Genomic DNA, 23,279 nt, shown 5'->3' on the forward strand with positions numbered 1-23,279 from the left:
CATCTATGAAAAGAAAGGTCACGCTTAAACAAATTGCAAAAGAACTGGATGTCTCGATTTCTACCGTTTCAAAATCGCTTCGTGACAGCGCGGAAATCAGCGAGGACACCCGCCTGAAGGTGCAGGCCTTCGCCAAACTGTACAATTACAAACCCAATAATATCGCGCTCAGCCTTAAAAATCGCAAGACAAAAACCATCGGCGTCATCATCCCGGAAATCGTCCATCATTTCTTCGCCACGGTCATCAGCGGGATCGAGCAAATGGCAAATGAATCCGGCTACAGCGTCGTGGTGTGTCTTTCCAACGAATCCTTCGATAAGGAAGTCCTTAACATGGAAATGCTCGCCAACGGCAGCACTGACGGTTTCATCATGTCATTGTCAAAGGAAACGCAACTCAAAGGCGACTTCCACCACATCAACGAGGCCATTAGCCAGGGCATGCCGGTCGTAATGTTTGACCGTGTCACGAACGACGTCCTTTGCGATAAAGTCATCATCGACGACAAACTGGCGGCCTACGAAGCCGTCGTCTCCCTGGTGAAGATGGGGAAACGAAAAATCGCGCTCCTTTCCACAGTAGATTACGTAAGTGTCGGAAAGTTGCGTACCGAAGGCTACACCAAAGCGATCCGCGACAACGACCTTCCGCTTGACGAGGCACTGATTGTCCGGATTGGCGATGAGAGCGAGCTGGAATCGAAGGTGTCGGCTTTACTCGAAGACCGCAGTATTGATGCGGTGTTGGCGGTCAATGAACTCTATGCCGTTACGACGATAAAACTGGCGCGGGAAGCCGGACTTCAGGTACCCAATGACCTCTCCGTCATTGCTTTTACGGATGGGATCATTTCCCAATACTCTACCCCCACCATTTCCACTGTGAGCCAGAACGGCATCAAAATGGGCGAGAAAGCCGCCCGTATGCTGATTGAGCGACTCGAGGCCGAAGAACTCGGCGTGGAGGAAGAGGAACAATACCGTACGGAGGTCATTGACACCCAACTCATCGAACGCGAGTCAACGTCCGTAAGCGTATAACGCAGCACCCCGTCGGTCTCTTAAATTTCGGGTCGAACCATCGACTTTGAAATTATTCCGCTATATTTACCGCCTGATTCATCAGAACTTGTAGTCCTGCTTCGAACACAAACTCAAGTTTTGATAAGCAACACGCTTATCGTAACGCCTTTAAATTACGATATGGAAAAGCGTAGATTAAGCTTCTGGGAGATTTGGAACATGAGTTTCGGTTTCCTGGGGATACAAATGGGATTTGCCCTGCAGAACGCCAATGCAAGCCGAATTCTCCAGACCTTTGGTGCCGATGTTCATGAACTCTCCTGGTTTTGGATCATCGCGCCTCTCATGGGGTTGATTGTGCAACCTATCATCGGTCATTACAGTGATAACACCTGGGGACGCTTTGGCAGAAGGAAACCATTCTTTCTGGCAGGTGCGCTATTGGCCTCCATTGGTTTGGTTCTCATGCCTCAGGCTGACATCTTCGTCGCATTCCTACCTGCGCTATGGGTAGGTGCCGGTATGCTGATGATAATGGACGCGTCATTCAACATTGCTATGGAACCCTTCCGTGCATTGGTGGGAGATAATCTCCGCAATGATCAGGCCACCCTGGGATTCAGTGTCCAGACAGCCCTTATCGGCTTTGGCGCCGTAATCGGTTCCTGGCTTCCCTATGCCCTTACCAATTGGTTTGGAGTGTCGAATGAGAGTACGGATGGTATTCCTCCCCATTTGATTTATTCCTTCGTAATCGGGGCTGTTGTATTGGTCGCTTCTATCATGATCACAATTCTTACAACGAAAGAGTACTCTCCCGATGAACTGGCGCAGTTTTCCGACGAAAAAGCGAGTGCGGAAGCTCTGGCACTCGACCATGTGGCGGAGGTCGAACCCCTTAAAGAAGCGCGTCTCGTTGACATTTTTGAAGATTTCCGAAAGATGCCAACGACCATGCGTCAACTAAGTTGGGTACAATTCTTTTCATGGTTTGGACTTTTCGGAATGTGGGTTTTTACCACACCGGCCATTGCGCACCACATCTATGGACTTCCCATCAACGATACCAAAAGCCCGACCTATCAGGCAGCCGGCGACTGGGTGGGTATCCTTTTTGGCGTGTACAATGCCGTATCAGCCGTTTTCGCTTTCGCGTTGCCTCTCATCGCCAAACGAATCGGACGCAAGCTAACCCACTCGTTGTCACTTATCATCGGTGGAATCGGGCTCATCTCAATGTATGTAATGCCCGACGAAAACTGGCTGGTTCTTTCCATGGTGTGTGTGGGAATCGCATGGGCGAGCATCCTGTCAATGCCCTACGCTATTCTTGCCGGCGCGATCTCACCGAGGAAGATGGGCGTTTACATGGGAATCTTCAATTTCTTTATCGTAATTCCACAAATCGTAAATGCCCTGATTGGTGGGCCGCTCGTGAAATACCTTTACCATGACGACGCCATATTTGCATTGATTACAAGTGGTGTATCATTTCTGATTGCGGCTGCATTGGTGTTCAAAGTCAGGGATGTAGCTGGACAAACCCCAAATTAATGAATAAAAAAGCCTTCATTTTCGACCTCGACGGCGTGCTCGTCGATACTGCAAAATACCATTACCTGGCGTGGCAGAAGATTGCGCATGAACTGGGCATCGAATTCACGCCCGAACACAATGAGGAGTTGAAAGGTGTCAGCCGGGTTCGGTCGCTCGACATCATCCTCGGACTCGGAAAGATCGAAGCCACTCAGGAACAAAAAGACAAATGGCTGGTGCAGAAAAACGAAGACTACCTGTCGTACCTCGTCAATATGGACGAAGGTGAAATTCTGCCCGGTGTACTTCCGGTACTGAAGTACCTGAAACAAAAAAACCAATTGGTCGCACTGGGTTCGGCAAGTAAAAATGCACGCCCGATCCTGGAAAAAACCAATACCATGCGTTTCTTCGACGCCATTGTTGACGGAAACGATGTGACGAATGCCAAACCCGACCCTGAGGTTTTCGTGCGGGCCGCTCAACTGGTGGGCGTACCAAACGAAAAGGCCGTGGTCTTTGAAGACTCAGTTGCGGGTGTGCAGGCGGCGAATATCGCACACATGACCAGCGTCGGCATCGGCGATGAAAGTGTCCTGAAAGAGGCCCGTTACCTGTTCAGGGACTTTACCTACATCGACACGGCGTTCATTGACTGTCTCATCAAAAATTAAGCAACTGCCCCTTATTTAATACATTGCAAATGAACCAGGATTATATCAAGCCCGACAACTGGTCGGTTATAGAAGAAGGATTTGATGCCGAGCGGGTAAAATCATCCGAAAGTCTTTTCAGCATCGGCAACGGTGCGATGGGCCAACGGGCCAACTTTGAGGAAAAATACTCCGGCGAAACGTTCCAGGGAAGCTATATAGCGGGCATCTATTATCCCGATAAAACAAAAGTAGGCTGGTGGAAAAACGGGTATCCGGAGTATTTCGCAAAGGTACTCAACGCGCCTAACTGGATTGGAATCAACGTGACTATCAACGGAGAGTCGCTTGACCTACACAACTGCCGTGAGGTGCGCCATTTCCGCCGGGAGCTCAATATGCGCGAAGGATGGTACCACCGCTCTTTCGAAGCCGTACTACAAAACGGCACGGAGATTAAGGCCGACATCCGTCGTTTCCTTTGTATGGACCTGGACGAAGTAGGTGTGATCCGATATGAGATCGCGGCGTTAAATACAGCGGCCACAATAGTTTTCGAACCGTATCTGGATGCGGGCGTGCACAACGAAGACGCCAACTGGGAAGAGAAATTCTGGGAAACACTTGCCGTTGACCATAAGAGAGACAGTGGCTATGTCACAGCCCGTACCTATAAGACGCATTTTGTTGCGACGACGTTCATGCACAACGCGGTAGCACTGGCTGAAACGGAGTTGGACGCCACACCGGAGGTAACCCAAAACGACGATACACTATCAATGGCCTATACCGTTCATGCGGAAAAAGGGGTCAAGGCCTCCCTCACCAAATTCGGTGGCTACGCGGTATCACTCAACCATACCGATACGCTGGCCGGTGCCCAACAGGCAATTTCCCGCGCGCAGGCGATCGGTTATGACGGCTTGCTGGCGCAACAGATAGCGGCGTGGGCTGCCATCTGGGAAATGTCGGATATTACCATTGACGGAGATGTAAAGGCACAACAGGGCATCCGTTTCAACATCTTCCAACTGAACCAGACCTATTCAGGTAAGGATTCACGCCTGAATATTGGGCCTAAAGGCTTCACCGGTGAAAAATACGGCGGATCGACTTACTGGGACACCGAAGCCTACTGCATTCCATTTTATATGGCTACCAAAGACCAACAGGTCGCACGTAACCTCCTCACCTATCGCTACAACCAACTGGATCGCGCGATCGAAAACGCGGGCAAACTGGGCTTCACCAACGGAGCGGCGCTCTACCCGATGGTGACGATGAATGGGGAAGAATGCCATAACGAATGGGAAATAACCTTTGAGGAAATCCACCGAAATGGCGCGATTGCCTTCGCTATTTACAACTATCATCGTTTTACAGGCGACTATTCTTATATCCCTGAAAAAGGCCTGGAAGTGCTGATCGCGATTGCCCGCTTCTGGCAACAACGGGCTACCTGGTCGGACTACCGCCAGAAGTACGTCATACTGGGCGTCACGGGGCCAAACGAATACGAGAACAACGTCAACAATAACTGGTATACCAATTACCTGGCGGCCTGGTGTATCCGATATGCATCGGAACAAGTCGAGCAGGTGCGTGGGGAGTATGGGGATGATTATCTCCGTATTGTACAGAAAACCAAGCTGACGCAGGAAGAACTCGCCACCTGGCAGAAGGTATCGGAGAATATGTACTATCCCAAATCCGATGAATTGGGCGTTTACCTCCAACAGGATGGTTTCCTCGATAAAGAACTCGTGAAAGTAGCCGACCTCGACCGCTCGCAACGTCCGCTGAACCAAAAGTGGTCGTGGGACCGTATCCTGCGTTCGCCTTACATCAAGCAGGCCGATGTGCTGCAGGGGTTCTATTTCTTCGAAGACCATTTTACACGTGAGGAACTGGAGAAGCATTTTGATTTCTACGAGCAGTTTACCGTACACGAAAGCTCGTTATCGCCTTGCGTGCACTCGATCCAGGCGGCGGTATTGGACAAAATGGAGATGGCATATGCCTTCTATCTCCGCACTTCGCGACTCGACCTTGACGATTACAACAAGGAAGTAGAGGAAGGATGCCACATCACTTCCATGGCCGGAACCTGGATGAGTATAGTGGAAGGCTTTGGCGGAATGCGCGTACGCGATGGCGTCCTGCATTTCACACCGCGGATTCCGAAAGAATGGAAAGGGTACTCGTTCAAAATTAACTTCCGTGGGCAAATACTGAAGATTTCCGTACATCCGACCGAGACGAAATTCTCACTGGAAGGTGGAAACGAATTGACCGTGGTGGTCAATGGCAAGGAAGTAACGGTCGAACCAAATGGTTTGGTGACAGTTTAACAAAATATGCGGTTTTCCCGTAACCGACGTTGCGGCGCGCTTCCGAACTTTGGGTCCAGACCTCAAAGGTTTTAAAAACCTTTGAGGTCTGGGCAAAACACCAAAAAATGGAAAAGCGACCTCTTCTTGAAGCCGGAAAAACCTACTGGATCCGACAAACAGGCAACAACAATGAACCGTTGTTCCTTGAAAACCGGAACTTTACGTTCTTTATCCGACTGATGCGTAAGCACCTGCCCGTTGCCTACGACGTGCAGGCCTATGCCCTAATCGAAACCGAGATACAACTCGTTTTGACCGTGAAGGATGGCATGCCGCCGCGATACGCCGAAAAACTCTACCAGCCATTATCCAATTTACTAAACGCCTACGCGAAAGCCATCAACAAACGGTATGGCCGCTCCGGAAGCCTGTTCCGCGTTCGCTACAAACGCCTGCTGATCGGTAGCAACGCAATGCTGGCCGATGTCATCCACCAAACGCACGTATTACCGGCGCGAACGGGCCGAAAGTATACGTTCTATCCGTACTCTTCCTACACAAACCCACTATTTCTATGAAACGACTGCTGCTCTTACTCCTCGCCTCCTCGGCCTTCGCCCAACTTTCAAAGGTCGAGCCGCCCTTTTGGTATGTAGGGATGCAAAACCCCCAACTGCAGATTATGTTCTACGGAAAGAACATCAGCCAGTATACCGTAACGGCTCCTACCAACATCCCCGTGACATCGGTCATCCGTACGGAAAACCCGAACTACCTTTTTGTGACGATCAATACGGCAGGACTTTCCCCGTCTGATGTAGTCTTCTCTTTTTCTCTTAAAGGAAAACAGGCGTTTACGCGGACGTATGAACTTCGGGCGCGAAAGCAAGGATCCCGGATGCGAAAAGGATACGATTCTTCGGATGTAATGTACCTGCTGATGCCGGATCGTTTTGCCAATGGCAACCCCGCAAACGACAACACGGCCGATACCGCCGAAAAAGCAGATCGCACCATCAACAACGGACGACACGGCGGCGACTTACAAGGGATCATCGACCACCTCGATTACATACAACAAACCGGTGCCACGGCCATCTGGAGCACACCGCTTTGTGAAGACAACGACCCAAGGGGCTCGTATCACGGATATGCCGAGTCAGACGTCTACCGCATCGACCCACGGTACGGCACCAACGACGACTACTTGAAGCTTTCATCCGAACTGCACAAGCGGGGCATGAAATTGGTACTGGATTACGTAACCAACCATTGGGGCGCGGAACACTGGATGATAAAAGACCTTCCGACCTACGATTGGATCCACCAGTTCCCGGGTTACGCCCAAAGCAACTACCGGATGACCACCCAATTCGACCCCAACCGGGCCGAGAGCGATAAGCGTTACTGTGTAGACGGCTGGTTCGTAAAATCAATGCCTGACCTTAACCAGTCAAATCCGCTTGTGGTTACCTACCTGACCCAAAACGCGATTTGGTGGATCGAATATGCCGACCTCGACGGTTTCCGGGTCGACACCTACTCCTACAACGACAAAGAAGGTATCGCCAAATGGACCAAAGCCATCACCGACGAATACCCCTATTTCAATATCGTGGGCGAAGTCTGGATGCACGACCAGACGCAAATGGCCTACTGGCAAAAAGACAGCCGAATCGGGGCAATCGATAATTATAACTCGTATTTACCGAGCGTGATGGACTTCACCCTTCACGACGCCATTGGGTCGGTTTTCAACGAAGACCAGCCGTCATGGGACAGAGGAATCGTGAAGTTCTATGAGAACTTTACGAATGACTTTCTCTATCCGAATATCAATAACATGCTGGTATTCGCAGAAAACCACGACACGCAGCGCTTCAACCATCTGTATGGGAATGATATCCGGAAGTATAAACTGGCCATGGCCCTCATCGGCACGATCCGGGGCATTCCACAGGTATACTACGGTTCTGAAATTGGGATGGCGGGCAACAAAGACCAAGGCGACGGCGACATCCGACGCGACTTCCCGGGCGGCTGGCCCGGCGACACACAAAACGCCTTCACCCGTGCCGGACGTACGGCCGAACAGAATGCCTATTTCGATTTCACGTCACGCCTGTTCAACTGGCGGAAAACGGCGTCGGTCATCCATCATGGAAAAACGAAACATTTCCTTCCGGAAAACAACGTATACGTGTATTTCCGATACGATGACAGCCATCTCGTGATGGTCGTCCTGAACAACCACCCTGAACGGCAAACCATCAAGACCGACCGCTTCCGCGAGATCCTGAACGCCTCGAAAGGACGCGACATCCTAACAGAACAAACTGTCGACCTGTCTTCACAAATCACGATCGAAGGAAAAACCCCTATGATCATTGAAATTCGTTGATATGAACTACCGCATCCTCCTACTCCTTTCCTTTCTGGTGAACGCTATGGGCTTTTCGCAACACGCCTCCCCCAAAAAAACGCCTTTCCTGTGGCCATCTGCTAACCTCTATTTTGTGGTAACCGACCGTTTCTGCAACGGCGACACAACCAATGATGTGAACTTCGGACGCACCAAGCCGGCAGCGAAATTCCGCGGTTTCGAGGGAGGTGATATCAAAGGCGTGACAAAGAAGATCAAAGAAGGCTATTTCGACCGATTGGGCGTCAATGCCCTCTGGCTTACACCTATCGTAGAGCAGATTCATGACGGAACGGATGAAGGGACAGGATTATCGTATGGCTTCCATGGCTATTGGACGCGAGACTGGAGCGCCCTCGACCCCAATTTTGGCACCGAGGCCGACTTGCAGGAATTGGTCACAACCGCCCACGCACATGGCATCCGGATCGTATTGGACGCCGTTATCAACCACACCGGGCCCGTAACACACTCCGACCCTGAATGGCCTTCTGACTGGGTACGCACGGGCCCGACTTGCTCGTACAAAAGCTACGAAACCACTACTGCGTGTACCTTGGTGGCCAACTTGCCGGATGTATTGACAGAATCGGATACCCCAGTCGAACTACCTCCTTTCCTGTTGGAAAAATGGAAAAACGAAGGGCGTTACGAACAACAGACGGCAGAATTGGACGCTTTTTTCAAAGCAACGGGTTACCCGCGTGCACCAAAGTACTATATCATCAAATGGCTAACCGACTACGTACGCAAGTTCGGCATTGACGGCTATCGCGCCGATACGGTAAAACACACCAATCCGGAGGTTTGGATGGCACTGAAAACACAGTGTGACGCTGCCTTCGCGGAATGGAAAAAAGCACATCCGGAAAGCGTGCTTGACGACAACCCGTTCTTTATGGTAGCCGAGGTGTATGGATACGGTGTAAGCGGCGGACGCAACTACGATTTCGGCGACCACAAAGTCGACTATTTCGACCACGGATTCGATGCGATGATCAATTTCGAATTCCGTTGGGATGCTGATAAAGACTATGCCTTTCTTTTTGGGAAGTATGCCGAGAAATTCGCCACCACACTAAAGGATGTTACCGTCCTGAACTACACGGCCTCCCACGACGATGGCAACCCTTTTGACGCCAAACGGGTGAAGTCGTTCGAAAACGCGAACAAACTACTGTTGTGTCCGGGTATCTCCCAAACCTATTATGGCGATGAAACCGCTCGGCTTCTTGTCGTTGACGATGCCACGGGTGACGCCAAACTGCGGTCGCCGATGAACTGGGACGCGATCGAAAAGGACGCTTCCACCCAGGCGATTCTGGAACACTGGCAGAAAATAGGACGCTTCCGCGGACGCCACGTCGCGGTAGGAGCCGGTACGCACACCGTATTATCTACAACGCCGTATGTCTGCGCACGACAGTATGCGCAGCACGGCATTTCAGACGCCGTTGTAATCGGACTCGATCTGGCAAAAGGCGCTAAAACAATCGCCGTTACTGGTGTGTTCAAAGAGGGCCAAAAACTGCGGGACGCCTATTCGGGGCAGGAAACGAAAGTGAAGAAGGGCGCGGTAACGATTGATTCACCCTTTACGGTCGTACTACTCGAAGAAGTCCACTAATCCGAATCCGGTTCATTGAAGCAGCCGACCTAATTCTTTCCACACATGCTTCGCATCGCACACCGTGGCGCCAAAGGTTATGCCCCTGAAAATACGCTCGCAGCGTTTGAGAAAGCGATGGCGATGGGTGCCGACGGCATCGAGTTGGACGTACACCTGAGCGCCGACGGAAAGGTAGTCGTCATGCACGACGCTACACTTGACCGGATGACAGGTGCCGCCGGGACGATTGCGGAAATGGAATGGGAGTCTATTCAAACATATCGTGTGGCGGACCACCACCCTATCCCTTTATTGGAAAACGTCCTCAAGCTACTGGGCCCCGGCTTCTTCCTGAACATTGAACTCAAAGTGGCAACGGCGGTGCAACCCGTGTTGGCCATCATAGAAGCGTATGTCGCCAAAGGATTCCAATATACACAATTCGTCATTTCCTCTTTTGACTGGGTGGCCCTGCAGGAAGTGCGCGAGCGACAACCCAAAGTGCCGATTGGAGTGCTTACGCAGACGGACCTCAACCTGGCCATTGCGTTTGCGCGTTCGGTTCGCGCGGAGGCCATACACCCCTATTTCCACCTGCTGTCGGCCCAGCGTGTCCGTGAGATGCAGGAAGAAGGTTTCCGGGTTTATACCTGGACCGTCAACGAGCCTGGCGATATCGCCCTCGTAAAGTCGTATCTTGTCGACGGAATTATAAGCGACTATACCGACAGGTTATGACCCAATCGTATGACATTGTAATCGTGGGCGGCGGTGCGGCCGGTTTCTTCACGGCCCTCAACGCCGCTGAAGCCCAGCCAAAATTGAAAATCGCCATTCTGGAGCGCGGCAGCGATGTGCTTTCGAAGGTACGGGTCTCGGGCGGTGGACGGTGTAACGTGACCCACGCCTGTTTCGATCCGCGCGAATTGGTGAAGCATTACCCACGAGGCGAAAAAGAGCTCCGCGGGCCGTTCCATTCCTTTGCCTGTGGCGATACGATTGAATGGTTCGAACGTCACGGGGTGGTGCTCAAAACAGAGGAAGACGGCCGCATGTTTCCGGTTACGGATAGTTCCCAAACCATCATAGATTGTTTTCTATCCGCAGCTTCGAAATATAAAATTGACGTGCGTACCGGACACAGTGTCCAATCGCTGTTCCGAAATGAAAAAGGCTGGAAGATCGATACCACGAAGGGATCGTTCTCGGCCCGCTTCCTTGTGATGGCGAGCGGCAGTAACCCGAAGATGTGGGAAATGCTCCATGAACTGGGCCATACGATCATACCGCCGGTTCCCTCGCTGTTTACCTTCAACATCAAAGATACGCGCATAAAAGAGTTACCCGGCATCTCCGCACTGGCTACCGTAACCATTCCCGACACAAAGTTAGAGGCCGAAGGCCCATTGCTGATTACGCACTGGGGGCTGAGCGGCCCGGCGATATTGAAACTGTCGGCTTGGGGCGCCCGTATACTGGAAGCCAAAAAATACCTGTTTGAAATCCGGGTGAACTGGCTGCACGACCAGGATAAGGAAGACGTATTGACGGCCTTTGCCTCTTTACGCACCGAGAGCGGAAAAAAACAAGTGATGTCGCGTTCACCGTTCGGGCTCGTAAGTCGTTTATGGGAAAGCCTCTGCTCGGCTGCCGGAATTGGCAAGGAAACCCGCTGGGGTGACCTCTCCGCCAAACAGGCCGCCGCATTAGCTTCGCAATTGACAGAAAGCCGTTTTCAGGTAAATGGAAAAAGTACGTTTAAAGAAGAATTTGTCACCGCAGGAGGCGTGTCATTGAAGGAGGTCGATTTCCGTAGTATGGAAAGCAGGATAGTCCCGCAACTGTATTTCGCCGGTGAAGTACTCGACATTGATGCCATCACAGGTGGATTCAACTTCCAGAACGCCTGGACGGGCGGGTGGTTGGCGGCTAAGGCGATAACGTCGGCAACTGAGGCGGCGCATCCTCTATAACGTTCGCGGATCCAATCACAGTTGGCGCCAACTGGAACCGAGTATTCTCTGCTACTCTGAAACTAAGTTATTAAAAACAAAATGTTCATGGTCCACTTATCCCGCCAATTGCGACTACTACACGCTGTTATGAGCAGTTTTAGTTATTTAAATTCTTGTAATCTGTAATCCATGTTGACATATTTTCAATAATATCACTAAAAGTCAGCGAGTTTATGTCTTTCGGATCATAACCGTTATCATTTAAAATTTGCTCAAAATCGAATTCAAACTCTGCATATGCTAACCAAATTGGTTTGTACCAAGGAACATCTTCAATTGAAATTTTAAACCAGTCTCTTACTGCCTTGATGATTTCTTCAGGTTCGTTTCTATGAGATTTTATATCATTCCCTGAAATATCTGAGATAATGCTCTTGTAACGATAAGGTTCCTTTTCTAAAATCAGAAACTTCTTTCCGCCGTATATTTCAGGATTTGACTTCTTTAAGCCAAAATCAATTCCGCATTCGAAAGGCATATTAAATCTGGGATAATCATTTCTTCTAATTCTCTCCACACGAGATAAATCGTGAATTGAGTACTTTGACGTTTTCATCAACTCAACAATATGATCAATCCTTACTTCACCAGAATCTGCAGTTTCCGAAATTTGAGGTTTTAGATCTAAATAAATAATAGTGAAAAGCAAAGGTTTTAAAAGAGGAAAATACAGATTGTCAAAGGGACAATTGATAAAAACCTTATATTCATCGATCATTTTTTCGCACTATTAGACTGTATTGTCCCGTCTTTTTTATGAATTACAATTCTTTCTGCGGACTTAATATTGTTTGCCGCCTTTACTGCAGCAGCTTTTGTTGGTGAAACTACAGATGCTCTAACGGCCCCTTCTTTCTTAACGGCCCATCCATCCTTGCTTGGGACCACGTGGACTCGTTTCGAATTGGACGTTACTGCTTTCTTAAAGCTCTCTGTCAACTTAGCAGCCGGAGTTTTTTTTCTTGGAGTCGACATAAAATCCCTTTTTGTAAAAGTAACGATTTTGATCATTTTTTATTGAACATCATGTGAAAAATTGCTCATAACCTCTTTACATGTCCGTCAAGGCCAATAGCCGTAGCATCGTTCTTGAGTGAAGTAGTGCGTTAGCGATCGCAGCATTGTCTGAGCTCTTTGCGTACCGACGGCAGGAGGGCGCAAAAGCGAGTGCGGAGAGCGCGACCCGCAGGGGAACGCCCAAAGACCACTCTTCTCCTTTCCTTCAAATAATTAAAAAACAAAAGCCCTGAACGCGTGTCAGGGCTTTGTTTAATATGATTATGAAACTCGTTAGAAAAGATCGGTCAGCAGGCTCGGAAACAAGCCAATCGCGAGGTTCAGCAGCAAGGCAATCACGCCAACTGCGAACACGGCATACGGACGTCCGTTGCGGACTTCGTTCGGTTCTTTGGTATACATCGCGAGGATGAGCTTGAAATAGTAGCCGACGCTGATGATGGAGTTCACCACACCTACGATGACGAGGGCGAGGTGACCCGAGCGAAGGGTGTCGTTGAACAGCATCAGTTTTCCGAAGAAGCCGGAAAATACCGGAATACCGGCCATCGACAGCAGGGCTCCGGTCATGACAGCCGCCATCAGCGGGCTGGTTTTACCCAATCCGTGGAACTGGGTCACATCTTCGTTACCATGGTCGCGGCATACGTAGATAATGACGCTGAACGCGGCGATACCGGCGGTGCCATACGCACAGGCGTAATAGAATAAGGTGGACTCAGATGTCGCCGTATTGAGCAGCGTCATCAGCATAAAGCCGGCATGCGAAATACCCGAGAACGCCAACATCCGCTTGACATTCACCTGGCGAAGCGCCATGATGTTGCCTACCGTCATCGACAGCATCGAAATCGCGATGACAACGTAGAATGCCTTTTCAGGCAGGTTATAGGCCATGACTTTTGCCAACTTAAAGAAGGCTGCCATAGCTGTGATTTTGGCAAGGGTACTCATCAACGCCGTGGTGAGCGCCGGGGCTCCCTGGTATACGTCGGGTGCCCAGAAGTGGAACGGAACCGCCGCAATCTTGAATAAGAGTCCAACCGTGAGGAGGATGATACCGATATAGAACCACGCTTCAACGTCGGCGGACATCGCCGCTTCCCCGATGGTACGCATATCAAACGTGCCCACGGCACCGTATATCAGACAGATGCCAAACAGGATGAACCCTGAGGCAAAGGACCCTAAAAGGAAATACTTGAGTCCGGCTTCATTGCTTCGGATGTTCAAACGGTCACTGGCCGCCAAAACGTACAGTGCAATGGAAAGGATTTCAATGCCCAGGAAGAACATCGCCAGGTTGCCAAACGTCACCATGGCCGTAGCGCCTGCGAGGAGGAATACTTTGATGGAAACGAAATCCGAGAATTTACCCATGTGGGCATGGTAGAAATTCGGAGATAAGGCAATGAGGAAGATCGTCAATACGGTGAACAGACCGGTAAAGGCATATCCGTAGGAATCGGCCACGATCATGTTGTTGTAAAAACTACCTGTCTTGCCAAAACCTTCCGCGACCAGCACCAACACGCCTATAAGGCCAAGGATGACGGCCGGCGCCATGATTTTGCGCAGGTTGAGCATCTCGAGTAAGAGACATAAGACACCAATTCCTGTTATCGTAATGAGTAACTCCATCCCGGTTTAGTTAAAGCGGTTTATTTGTGTAAGTATGTTTTCGAGGGCCGGTGTGATAAGGTCGTTCAGCGGTTTCGGATAGACGCCAAAAGCGAAAATCACGACAACGATCACAACCAATACACCCGACTCGCTCATGCTAAGCCCTGCGAAAGGCTTCTCGTGACGTTCGCCCAACATCACCTGTTGGAACATTTTCAACATGTAGTACGCGCCCAGGATAATGGTAAGTCCACCCACGATGGCATACCACATATTTATTTGAAAAAGGCTATACAGCACCGTGAACTCCCCAATGAAGTTGAAGGTCGACGGCAGTGCCACCGAGGCGAGTACCATGATCATGAACAACGAAGCGAACGACGTAGCCTGCACCCGAATGCCGCCCATTTCGGCGATCGCGCGGGTTTGGTAACGACGGTAGATGATTTCGGCAGCGAAGAAAAGACCGGCTACTACAAAACCGTGGGCGAGCATCTGCAACACCGCGCCACGCAATCCGTCAAGGGTCAAGGTATAAGTTCCTGCAGCGATTAACCCCACGTGCGCCAGGGACGAATACGCCAACAGGCGTTTCAGATCTTTTTGGCGCAATGCTACGATCGAGCCATATACCACACCACCGATTCCCAATACCAGGAACCACGGCATGTGTTCTTTAGCGGCCAGCGGCGCAATCGGCAACTGCCAGCGAATAACGCTATAAAGGCCCATTTTCAGCATGATACCCGAAAGCAGGATCGTACCGGCTGTCGGCGCTTTTTGGTAGACAGTCGCCTGCCAGGTATGAAACGGGATCAACGGAATCTTGATGGCATAGGCCAGGAAGAATCCAAGGAAAATCCACAATTGCTCGTCAGCCGACAAAGTTACCTTGTAGAGGTCATCGAGTAAAAGGCTTCCGGTTTTGGTGTAGAGATACACGAACGCGGTCAGCATGAAGAGTGAACCCGCAAAGGTGTAGATGAAGAACTTCACAACGGCTTTCCGGCGCTGTTCGGCATCGCCATCGCCCCACAACAGGGCAATGAAATAGATCGGGATCAGGGCCAATTCCCAGAAGATGTAATACAGCAGTCCGTCGGATGCCAGGAATGTACCCGCCATCGCGAACGACATGAACAGCAACAACGCATAAAAGGCGCGCGCATTCCGCACTTCATTCCCGAATGTCATCCAGGTAATCAGGGGTGTCAAAGCCGTGTTGAGCAACAACATCGCCACCGCAAGGCCATCGCCTTTCAGGGCAAAGGAAATCTTCGGGCTGGTGATCCAGGCGAACTGGCAGTCAAGCGAGGCACCGCCCGATAAACTGTTCCAGAACGAAAGCGTGAGGGCAAACGAGGCAATACCGAAAAGCAACGCCACCTTCCCTGCCAGGCGATCGCCCGAAAGGTAGGTTAGCAAGGTTCCGGCAAGTAAGAGTAGTAGCAGGTAAGATACGTCCATCGTTTGCAAATTAAGATTGGCTCATAAGGAAAACATAGGTCACGATCAGGAAGGCACCCAATACGAAAGCAAACAGGTAGGTTCCTACACTGCCATTCTGCAGGCGGCGTCCCTGATGGCTCAGTTCAGATGCGGCACGGCCAAATCCGTAGACCACAGCCGAAAGACCGGTTTCAACGTAATCGCGGAAGAAACGGGCCAATGCGTTGATCGGATTGACGATCAGCGCCATGTAGAGTTCATCCACGTAGTATTTTTGGTACAGCACTTTGTGCAGTCCGTTAATCTCAGCATCCGCAGGCGGTACTTCGCCGTTCTTCTTATACTTAGAAAAAGCGATACCAATACCAATTACTGCACCCACAACCGCAATCGCCATCAACATATAGGCGGTTCCGTCAAGGTGGTGCTCACCGTGTGCTTCTTTCGCGATCACCGGTGCCAGGAAATGGTTCAGCCACGAGTTACCCGGTAGACTGATCACACCGCCTACTGCCGCCAATATAGCCAACACAATCAGTGGGAAGGTGATAAGGCCCGGACTTTCATGCAGGTGGTGCTTCTGTTCTTCCGTTCCGCGGAACTCATTGAAGAACGTCAGATACAATAAACGGAACATATAAAAAGCCGTCATGATCGATGCGAGGGACGCCATCACCCAAAGGGTTTTATCTGAATGGAATGCGACCATCAGGATCTCATCCTTCGAAAAGAAACCTGAAAAAAGCGGTATACCGGAAATCGCCAACGACGACACCATGAAGGTGAGGTATGTAATCTTCATCCATTTCTTCAATCCACCCATATTCCGCATGTCCTGTTCACCGTGAAGGGCGTGGATGACGGAACCTGAACCCAGGAACAGACAAGCTTTAAAGAAGGCGTGGGTGACCACGTGGAACACCGCTACTTCATACGCCCCGAGTCCGAGCGCCAGGAACATCAGTCCCAACTGCGACACGGTCGAATAGGCTAATACTTTCTTGATGTCGTTCTGCACCAGGCCAATCGTAGCGGCTACCAGTGCCGTTACCGCACCCACCACCGCAATGATGGTTTGCACGAGGGCCGACTGATCGAAGAGGAAGTTGAGTCGTGTAACCATAAAAATCCCCGCCGTTACCATCGTCGCCGCGTGGATCAGCGCCGACACGGGTGTCGGGCCCGCCATCGCGTCAGGTAACCAGGTATACAGCGGAATCTGGGCTGACTTACCACAAGCTCCGATAAACAACGCCAGGGCCGCAATTGCAATCCAGTAGTCGCTGAATTCGGTAGTGGTGATCGCCGTTTTCAGTCCCAGGAAATCGAGAGTAGAGAAAGAGGCACCCAATATGAAAATACCAATCAGCAACCCGAGGTCACCGATCCGGTTCATTATAAAGGCTTTTTTGGCGGCATCGTTATAGTCCTGGTTCTTATACCAGAACCCGATGAGCAGGTACGAGCAGAGTCCGACGCCCTCCCATCCGATGAACATCACCAACAGGTTGCTGCCCATCACAAGGGTAATCATGAAGAACACGAACAGGTTCAGGTAGGCGAAGAACTTGTGCATGTTCTCATCGTCATGCATATAACTGATCGAATACAGGTGGATCAGCGAGCCGATACCCGTCACGAACATCAGCCATAACAGCGACAACTGATCGAGCAGGAAGCCGAAATCGAGTTTGAAGTTCGAGAGTTGGATCCAGTCGAACAACGCAATCGAAACCGCTTTACCATCCTGATTGATTTGCAGGAAAAACACGAGTGTCACTGCGAACGACGCCACGACAGAAAGCGTACCGAGATACCCCGATCCGTTCTTGCCGAGTGCTTTTCCAAAGAAAATGTTGAGAAGGAATCCGGCGAGCGGAGCCAATAACAATACAAGGGCTAAAGTTGTCTCCATCCGCTATCCTTTTAATTTTTTGAGGTTGTCGATGTCAATCGAGCCAAGGTTCCGGAAAATCGATACCAGGATGGCCAGACCGACCGCTACTTCCGCGGCAGCAACCGCCATCGAGAAAAACACGAAAACCTGGCCCTGGGCGTCCTGGTGGAAGGTCGAAAAGGCCACCAGCAACAGGTTGACGGCGTTCAGCATAATCTCGATCGACATGAATACGATGATGGCGTTGCGGCGGTACAAGACCCCGAACACACCCGTACAGAATAAGATCGTCGACAGGTAGATGTAGTTCTGGATGTCGATCTGTTCTAAAACTGTCTGCATTATTTGGTGGTGGTTTTTTCCTTTTTAGACAATAACACGGCGCCAATCATACCGACCAGCAGCAACACCGACGCGAATTCGAACGGCACCATAAAGCCGTCGTTCTCGCTCAGCAATACATATCCGAGCACTTTAATCGATTGGTAATCCTCGCCTGTGGTCGAATAGACGTCCGACACCGTTTGGTTCTGACTGAAAATCAGCACTAACGAACCCAGCATCAGCGCGAACAGGATGACGGCTACCAAACGCGTCACCCGCGGTTTGTGCACCTCATCTTCTTTGTTCAGGTTCATGAGCATGACCGTAAACAGGAACAGGATCATGATCGCGCCCGAATAAACGATGATATGCACCAGCGCCAGGAACTGCGCGTTCAGCAACAGGTAGTGCCCCGCAATCGAAAAGAAGCAAAGCACCAGCCAGATCGCACTGTGGATCGGGTTACGACTGTAAATCGCCAGAAACGCCGTACCCAGCGTGATGGCCGAAAGGATGTAGAATAAAAGTAAAGCCGTCGGCATATCAGGCGGTTTTAGTATTGGCAATGGCAAGGTCAAGCGGCATCACCAGCTGGTCTTTCCCAAAAATGAAATTCTCGCGGTCGTAGGCGGCTGGCACAAGTTCTCCCGATTTGGTCAGGTAGATGGCCTGTTTCGGGCACGCTTCCTCACACAAACCACAGAAGATACAACGAAGCATGTTGATCTCATAGATCGAGGCATACTTCTCTTCTCGATACAGCATCTCCTCTCCCGGCTTGCGCTCTTCGGCCTTCATCGTGATGGCCTCGGCCGGACACGCCAACGCACACAGGCCACAGGCCGTACAGCGCTCACGTCCCTGGTCGTCCCGCATCAGCATGTGGCGACCCCGCCAAACATCGGCGCGTTTCCGAACCTGCTCGGGGAACTTGATCGTCACTTTACGCGTGAAAAGGTGCCGGATCGTGATCATCAATCCCTTGAAGATCGCTACCAGATACAGGCTCTCCCAAAAAGACATCTTTTTGTTCGAAACCTCTTTTTTCCGTCCCGAAAGGGACATCGTCTGCATTGACATAGTTTTCGTTTTAAACCTATTTGCCATCCCGAATGTCATCCGGGACCTTTCGATTTCTTTTTTTTGAAGCTTCAACCGCTTCCTTCTCATCAACTGACCGACCCGCTCTCCGCGGTGCGCGGCACCTTGCTGCGATCGGGGCTAGAGGAGGCCTCCGTGTCTTTCTGTACGAAGGGCCGTCCGCTCTCTCTTACAACTTATCGTACCATACCAACACCACGGCGGTCACCACGATGTTCGCAATAGCCAACGGGATAAACATCCTCCATCCCAAACGCATGAGCTGGTCATACCGAAACCTCGGGATGGTCCAACGCACCCACATATAGAAAAAGATGAAGAAACAAATCTTGGCGAACAACACCCCAAACCCAATGAGGCTCGCGGCATTGCCACCCCAATTCTCCGCTACCCAGTCCATGCCCGGATAGTTGTACGCACCGAAATACAGCACCGCCAATATCGTAGACGAGATGAACATACTCGCATATTCCGCGAACAGATAGAAGCCCATCCGCATCGACGAATACTCGGTGTGGTAGCCCCCGATAAGCTCGGCCTCACATTCCGCGAGGTCAAAAGGCGTACGGTTGGTCTCGGCGAACGAACACACCAGGAAGATCAGGAACCCTACCGGCTGGTAGAAAACGTTCCAGTTCATTCCGTGCTGGTTCTCAGCAATATGGCGGAGGCTTAACGACCCGTCGATCATGATTAATCCGATGATCGCCAATCCCATTGGCACCTCATAGGAAATCATCTGCGACGAGGCCCGCATGGCACTCATCAGCGAGTATTTGTTGTTCGACGCCCATCCCCCGATCATGATGCCATATACGCCTACCGACAATACGCCGAAGACATACAGCAACGCCACATTGATATCGGTCGCCTGTAACTCCACCGTGTGTCCGCCCACCTGCAAGTTCGTACCCCACGGAATCACCGCCGAGGTCATGAGTGCGATACTCATGGAAATCGCCGGCCCCATGATAAACAGGAACTTGTTAGGGGTGTCCGGCAAAAACTCTTCTTTTGAGAACAGCTTGAGTCCGTCTGCCAACGGTTGCAGGATACCTCCTTTACCAGCCCGGTTCGGGCCTACACGGTCTTGCAACCAGGCCGCGATTTTGCGCTCGGCGAGGGTCGAATACATCGCCATCAGCATCGTAAGTGCGAAGATGACGGTGATGAAAATGCCTTTTTCTATGACGAAATCACTCATGGCTATACGTTTCCTTCGTTAAACGCTTCCTGCTCCCCTGCCTTCAACGGAATGGCCGCCATGGAAATCTTCAAGCGGTCCTGTTCACGTCCTTTCAGGATCGCTTCTTCCGTTTCAATGACCACCGGAGCGATCTTGCGGGTATAATTATTCTGATTGATGACCGAATCTTTCTCGAATTTGCGTGGTCCTTCGATCACCCAATCCTTCACGTCTTTATGGTCAAAACGGCATTCGTTGCAGATGAATTCCTCCACTTCATGGTATTCGTCCTTACGGCCTGTCACCCGTTGGATTTCGTTACCGAACATCCACACCGTCACCTTGCCACAGCATTTGTCGCAGTTGCGGTGTGCGTTGAACGGCTTGTTGAACCAAACACGCGACTTGAAACGGAAGGTTTTGTCGGTCAAGGCACCTACCGGGCACACGTCGATCATGTTTCCGGAGAACTCATTGGTGATGGCCTTCGAGATACAGGTAGAGATGTTCGAGTGGTCACCGCGGTCTACAACTCCATGCACACGCCCGTCGGTCAGTTGGTCAGCGACCATCACGCAACGGTAGCACAGGATGCAACGGTTCATATGCAACTGGATGTTCGGGCCGATATCTTCCGGCGCGAACGTCCTTTTTTCTTCGATATAGCGCGTCTGCGATTTTCCGTGCTTGAAGCTCAGGTTCTGCAGGTCGCACTCGCCCGCCTGGTCACACACCGGGCAATCCAGCGGGTGGTTGATGAGGAGGAACTCCGTCACCGATTTCCGGGCTTCCTGAACGCGCTCCGAAGCCGTACTGTTCACCTCCATGCCGTCCATACAACCTGTTACGCACGATGCCACGAGTTTTGGCATCGGCCGCGGGTCGGCGTCACTTCCTTTCGACACTTCCACGAGGCAGCAACGGCATTTACCACCGCTTCCCTTCAATTTGGAATAGTAGCACATCGCCGGCGGAACGCTTTCGCCCCCGATCATACGGGCCGCTTGCAGGATGGTGGTCCCTGGCTCTACTTCTATCGACTGACCGTCTATTGTTACTTTCATACCTTTATTCGTCTAAAGTCGGAAGTCTAAAGTCTGAAAGTCAATTGTGCTTCTACACTTTCGACTTTCCACTTTCCACTTTCAACTACACAGTGGCTTTCCCCACCAAATGTTTTACTTTTTCAAACGGCTCTTCCACAAAGTGATCGCGGTTCTTGATCTTTTCAGGGAAGCGCACGTGGTATTCGAATTCATCTCGGAAGTGACGGATGGCAGCGGCTACCGGCCATGCGGCGGCGTCACCCAGCGGACAAATCGTATTTCCTTCAATCTTCGCCTGTATGCTCCACAAGAGGTCAATGTCTTCCTCGCGACCGTAACCGGTTTCAATCCGGTGCAGTACCTTCTCCAACCAACCCGTACCTTCACGGCAAGGCGAACATTGCCCGCAGCTTTCGTGGTGGTAGAAACGGGAGAAATTCCAGGTGTTGCGCACGATACAGGCCGTATCGTTATATACGATGAAACCTCCTGAACCCAGCATCGATCCGGTAGCGAAGCCACCGTCCGAAAGCGATTCGTAGGTCATCAAACGGTCTTCACCATTCGCAGTTTTGAAAATCAGGTTGGCCGGCAGGATCGGCACCGAAGAACCTCCGGGAACGAAGGCTTTCAACGGGCGATCGGAACTCATACCACCCAAATATTCATCCGAATTCATGAACTCGTCAACTGAAAGTCCAAGTTCAATTTCATATACTCCCGGGTTCTTGATGTGGCCGGAAGCCGAAATCAACTTGGTTCCGGTTGAGCGACCGATACCGATTTTGGCATACTCCGCTCCTCCGTTGTTCACGATCCATGGCACGGCGGCGATGGTTTCGACGTTGTTGACCACGGTCGGGTTCGCCCAAAGTCCGGAAACAGCCGGAAACGGTGGCTTAATCCGGGGATTACCGCGTTTGCCTTCCAGCGATTCGATCAATGCGGTTTCTTCACCACAGATGTAGGCGCCGGCACCGCAGTGTACGTAAAGGTCAAGGTCGTATCCGGTTCCGAGGATGTTTTTTCCCAACCATCCCGCGGCGCGTGCCTCGTTGATGGCCTTTTCCAGGATTTTGAACACCCACATATATTCCCCGCGGATGTAGATATACGACAGGTTCGCACCCAGCGCATAGCTCGAGGTGATCATCCCTTCGATCAACAGGTGCGGGATGTATTCCATCAGGAAACGATCCTTGAACGTGCCCGGCTCCGATTCATCGGCGTTGCACACCAAATGGCGTGGCTTGCCCGACTTCTTGTCGATGAAGCTCCATTTCATACCGGCAGGGAATCCTGCGCCACCACGTCCGCGAAGGCCTGAGGTCTTCACTTCCTCTACCACCTCATCGGGTGTCAGCGTTTTCAGGGCCTTTTCTACCGAAGCGTACCCGCCATTGGCGCGGTACACCTCATACGACTTAATGCCCGGAACGTTGATTTTGTCTAATAATATCTTACGGCTCATCCTTTATCGTGTAAAGTGATTTTTCCGGCTTTGCAGTCGTCGATCAACTGGTCTACTTTCTCTTTCGTCAGGTGTTCCTGGTAGAAATCACCCAACTGCATCATCGGCGCGTAGCCACATGCACCGAGGCATTCGACACCTTTTACGGTAAACAATCCATCTGGCGTGGTCTCGCCAACGTTTACACCGAGTTTCTCGCAGGTATAATCCATCAGGTTTTCCACACCATTCAGGCAGCACGGCGATGTCTGGCAAAACTCAAACATGAATTTGCCGATAGGCTTGGTGTTATACATCGTGTAAAACGTCACCACTTCGTACACTTCGATCGGCTTGATACCCATGATCTCCGCGACTTTATCCTGAAGTTCGATGCTCAGCCAGTTATCGTGTGCATCCTGTACTTCGTGCAGTACGGGCAACAAGGCCGATTTTCGTTTGTCGGCCGGATAATGGCTGCACAACTCCTCGATCCGGGCCAAAAGCTCGGGCGTGATGTTGATATTTTGTGTGTAATGGACCCTCTCCATTTTCTCTATTTTAAATTTTGAGTTTTGCATTTTGAGTGCGGA

Annotated in this window: 21 protein-coding genes; 9 read left to right on the forward strand and 12 right to left on the reverse strand. The window is 51.0% G+C overall.

The genetic code is table 11. The features are described from left to right. The first annotated feature begins 5 nt into the window (after window positions 1–5). From MKO97_RS00840 to MKO97_RS00880, 9 genes are all read left to right on the forward strand, one after another. Window positions 6–1,043 carry a LacI family DNA-binding transcriptional regulator gene (locus tag MKO97_RS00840; RefSeq protein ID WP_241104184.1) on the forward strand — a complete coding sequence of 346 codons (1,038 nt, stop codon included), beginning with the start codon at window positions 6–8 and terminating at the stop codon, window positions 1,041–1,043. A gap of 162 nt (window positions 1,044–1,205) precedes the next feature. After that, entirely contained in the window at window positions 1,206–2,579 is a 1,374-nt protein-coding gene (locus MKO97_RS00845; protein WP_241104185.1) for an MFS transporter, read from the forward strand. Next, window positions 2,579–3,235 carry a beta-phosphoglucomutase gene (gene pgmB / locus MKO97_RS00850; RefSeq protein WP_241104186.1) on the forward strand — a complete coding sequence of 219 codons (657 nt, stop codon included), beginning with the start codon at window positions 2,579–2,581 and terminating at the stop codon, window positions 3,233–3,235. The genes MKO97_RS00845 and pgmB overlap by 1 nt, the downstream gene beginning before the upstream one ends. A gap of 29 nt (window positions 3,236–3,264) precedes the next feature. Beyond that, window positions 3,265–5,565, forward strand: coding sequence for a glycoside hydrolase family 65 protein (locus MKO97_RS00855; RefSeq protein WP_241104187.1), 2,301 nt, complete (start codon window positions 3,265–3,267; stop codon window positions 5,563–5,565). A gap of 107 nt (window positions 5,566–5,672) precedes the next feature. After that, window positions 5,673–6,125 (forward strand): transposase, encoded by a 453-nt coding sequence (locus tag MKO97_RS00860; RefSeq protein WP_241104188.1) that lies wholly within the window; start codon window positions 5,673–5,675, stop codon window positions 6,123–6,125. Next, on the forward strand, window positions 6,122–7,948 hold the full coding sequence (locus tag MKO97_RS00865; protein ID WP_241104189.1) for a glycoside hydrolase family 13 protein: 1,827 nt from the start codon (window positions 6,122–6,124) through the stop codon (window positions 7,946–7,948). Before MKO97_RS00860 ends, MKO97_RS00865 begins: the two co-directional genes overlap by 4 nt. 1 nt (window position 7,949) lies before the next feature. Further along, window positions 7,950–9,596, forward strand: coding sequence for an alpha-amylase family glycosyl hydrolase (locus MKO97_RS00870; RefSeq protein ID WP_241104190.1), 1,647 nt, complete (start codon window positions 7,950–7,952; stop codon window positions 9,594–9,596). Window positions 9,597–9,641: 45 nt separating this feature from the next. After that, entirely contained in the window at window positions 9,642–10,316 is a 675-nt protein-coding gene (locus MKO97_RS00875; protein ID WP_241104191.1) for a glycerophosphodiester phosphodiesterase family protein, read from the forward strand. Then, window positions 10,313–11,551, forward strand: coding sequence for an NAD(P)/FAD-dependent oxidoreductase (locus tag MKO97_RS00880; RefSeq protein WP_241104192.1), 1,239 nt, complete (start codon window positions 10,313–10,315; stop codon window positions 11,549–11,551). Before MKO97_RS00875 ends, MKO97_RS00880 begins: the two co-directional genes overlap by 4 nt. Window positions 11,552–11,690: 139 nt before the next feature. On the opposite strand, the gene MKO97_RS00885 is transcribed toward MKO97_RS00880, so the two are convergent. From MKO97_RS00885 to nuoE, 12 genes are all read right to left on the reverse strand, one after another. Beyond that, complete coding sequence (locus MKO97_RS00885) at window positions 11,691–12,311, reverse strand: hypothetical protein (RefSeq protein ID WP_241104193.1); 621 nt, start codon at window positions 12,309–12,311, stop codon at window positions 11,691–11,693. Further along, window positions 12,308–12,604: a DUF2188 domain-containing protein gene (locus MKO97_RS00890; protein WP_241104194.1), complete on the reverse strand. Its 297-nt coding sequence runs from the start codon at window positions 12,602–12,604 to the stop codon at window positions 12,308–12,310. Before MKO97_RS00890 ends, MKO97_RS00885 begins: the two co-directional genes overlap by 4 nt. Before the next feature lie 279 nt (window positions 12,605–12,883). Then, entirely contained in the window at window positions 12,884–14,251 is a 1,368-nt protein-coding gene (locus MKO97_RS00895; RefSeq protein WP_241104195.1) for an NADH-quinone oxidoreductase subunit N, read from the reverse strand. 6 nt (window positions 14,252–14,257) lie between these two features. After that, window positions 14,258–15,700, reverse strand: coding sequence for a NuoM family protein (locus MKO97_RS00900; RefSeq protein WP_241104196.1), 1,443 nt, complete (start codon window positions 15,698–15,700; stop codon window positions 14,258–14,260). Window positions 15,701–15,710: 10 nt separating this feature from the next. Continuing rightward, complete coding sequence (gene nuoL / locus MKO97_RS00905; RefSeq protein WP_241104197.1) at window positions 15,711–17,597, reverse strand: NADH-quinone oxidoreductase subunit L; 1,887 nt, start codon at window positions 17,595–17,597, stop codon at window positions 15,711–15,713. A 3-nt stretch (window positions 17,598–17,600) separates the two neighbouring features. Further along, complete coding sequence (nuoK, locus tag MKO97_RS00910) at window positions 17,601–17,921, reverse strand: NADH-quinone oxidoreductase subunit NuoK (protein ID WP_241104198.1); 321 nt, start codon at window positions 17,919–17,921, stop codon at window positions 17,601–17,603. After that, complete coding sequence (locus MKO97_RS00915; RefSeq protein WP_241104199.1) at window positions 17,921–18,445, reverse strand: NADH-quinone oxidoreductase subunit J; 525 nt, start codon at window positions 18,443–18,445, stop codon at window positions 17,921–17,923. Before MKO97_RS00915 ends, nuoK begins: the two co-directional genes overlap by 1 nt. A gap of 1 nt (window position 18,446) precedes the next feature. Then, window positions 18,447–18,983: an NADH-quinone oxidoreductase subunit I gene (locus MKO97_RS00920; RefSeq protein ID WP_241104200.1), complete on the reverse strand. Its 537-nt coding sequence runs from the start codon at window positions 18,981–18,983 to the stop codon at window positions 18,447–18,449. 190 nt (window positions 18,984–19,173) lie between these two features. Then, entirely contained in the window at window positions 19,174–20,208 is a 1,035-nt protein-coding gene (nuoH, locus tag MKO97_RS00925) for an NADH-quinone oxidoreductase subunit NuoH (protein ID WP_241104201.1), read from the reverse strand. Window positions 20,209–20,210: 2 nt separating this feature from the next. Further along, entirely contained in the window at window positions 20,211–21,254 is a 1,044-nt protein-coding gene (locus MKO97_RS00930) for a 2Fe-2S iron-sulfur cluster-binding protein (RefSeq protein ID WP_241104202.1), read from the reverse strand. 85 nt (window positions 21,255–21,339) lie between these two features. After that, window positions 21,340–22,707, reverse strand: coding sequence for an NADH-quinone oxidoreductase subunit NuoF (nuoF, locus tag MKO97_RS00935; protein WP_241104203.1), 1,368 nt, complete (start codon window positions 22,705–22,707; stop codon window positions 21,340–21,342). Continuing rightward, the gene (gene nuoE, locus MKO97_RS00940) at window positions 22,704–23,237 is read right to left on the reverse strand and encodes an NAD(P)H-dependent oxidoreductase subunit E (RefSeq protein ID WP_241104204.1); all 534 of its coding nucleotides are present in this window, start codon (window positions 23,235–23,237) and stop codon (window positions 22,704–22,706) included. The genes nuoF and nuoE overlap by 4 nt, the downstream gene beginning before the upstream one ends. Window positions 23,238–23,279: the final 42 nt, after the last annotated feature.

It is taken from the genome of Flavobacterium sp. HJ-32-4, from assembly GCF_022532105.1.
Classification (GTDB): domain Bacteria; phylum Bacteroidota; class Bacteroidia; order Flavobacteriales; family Flavobacteriaceae; genus Flavobacterium.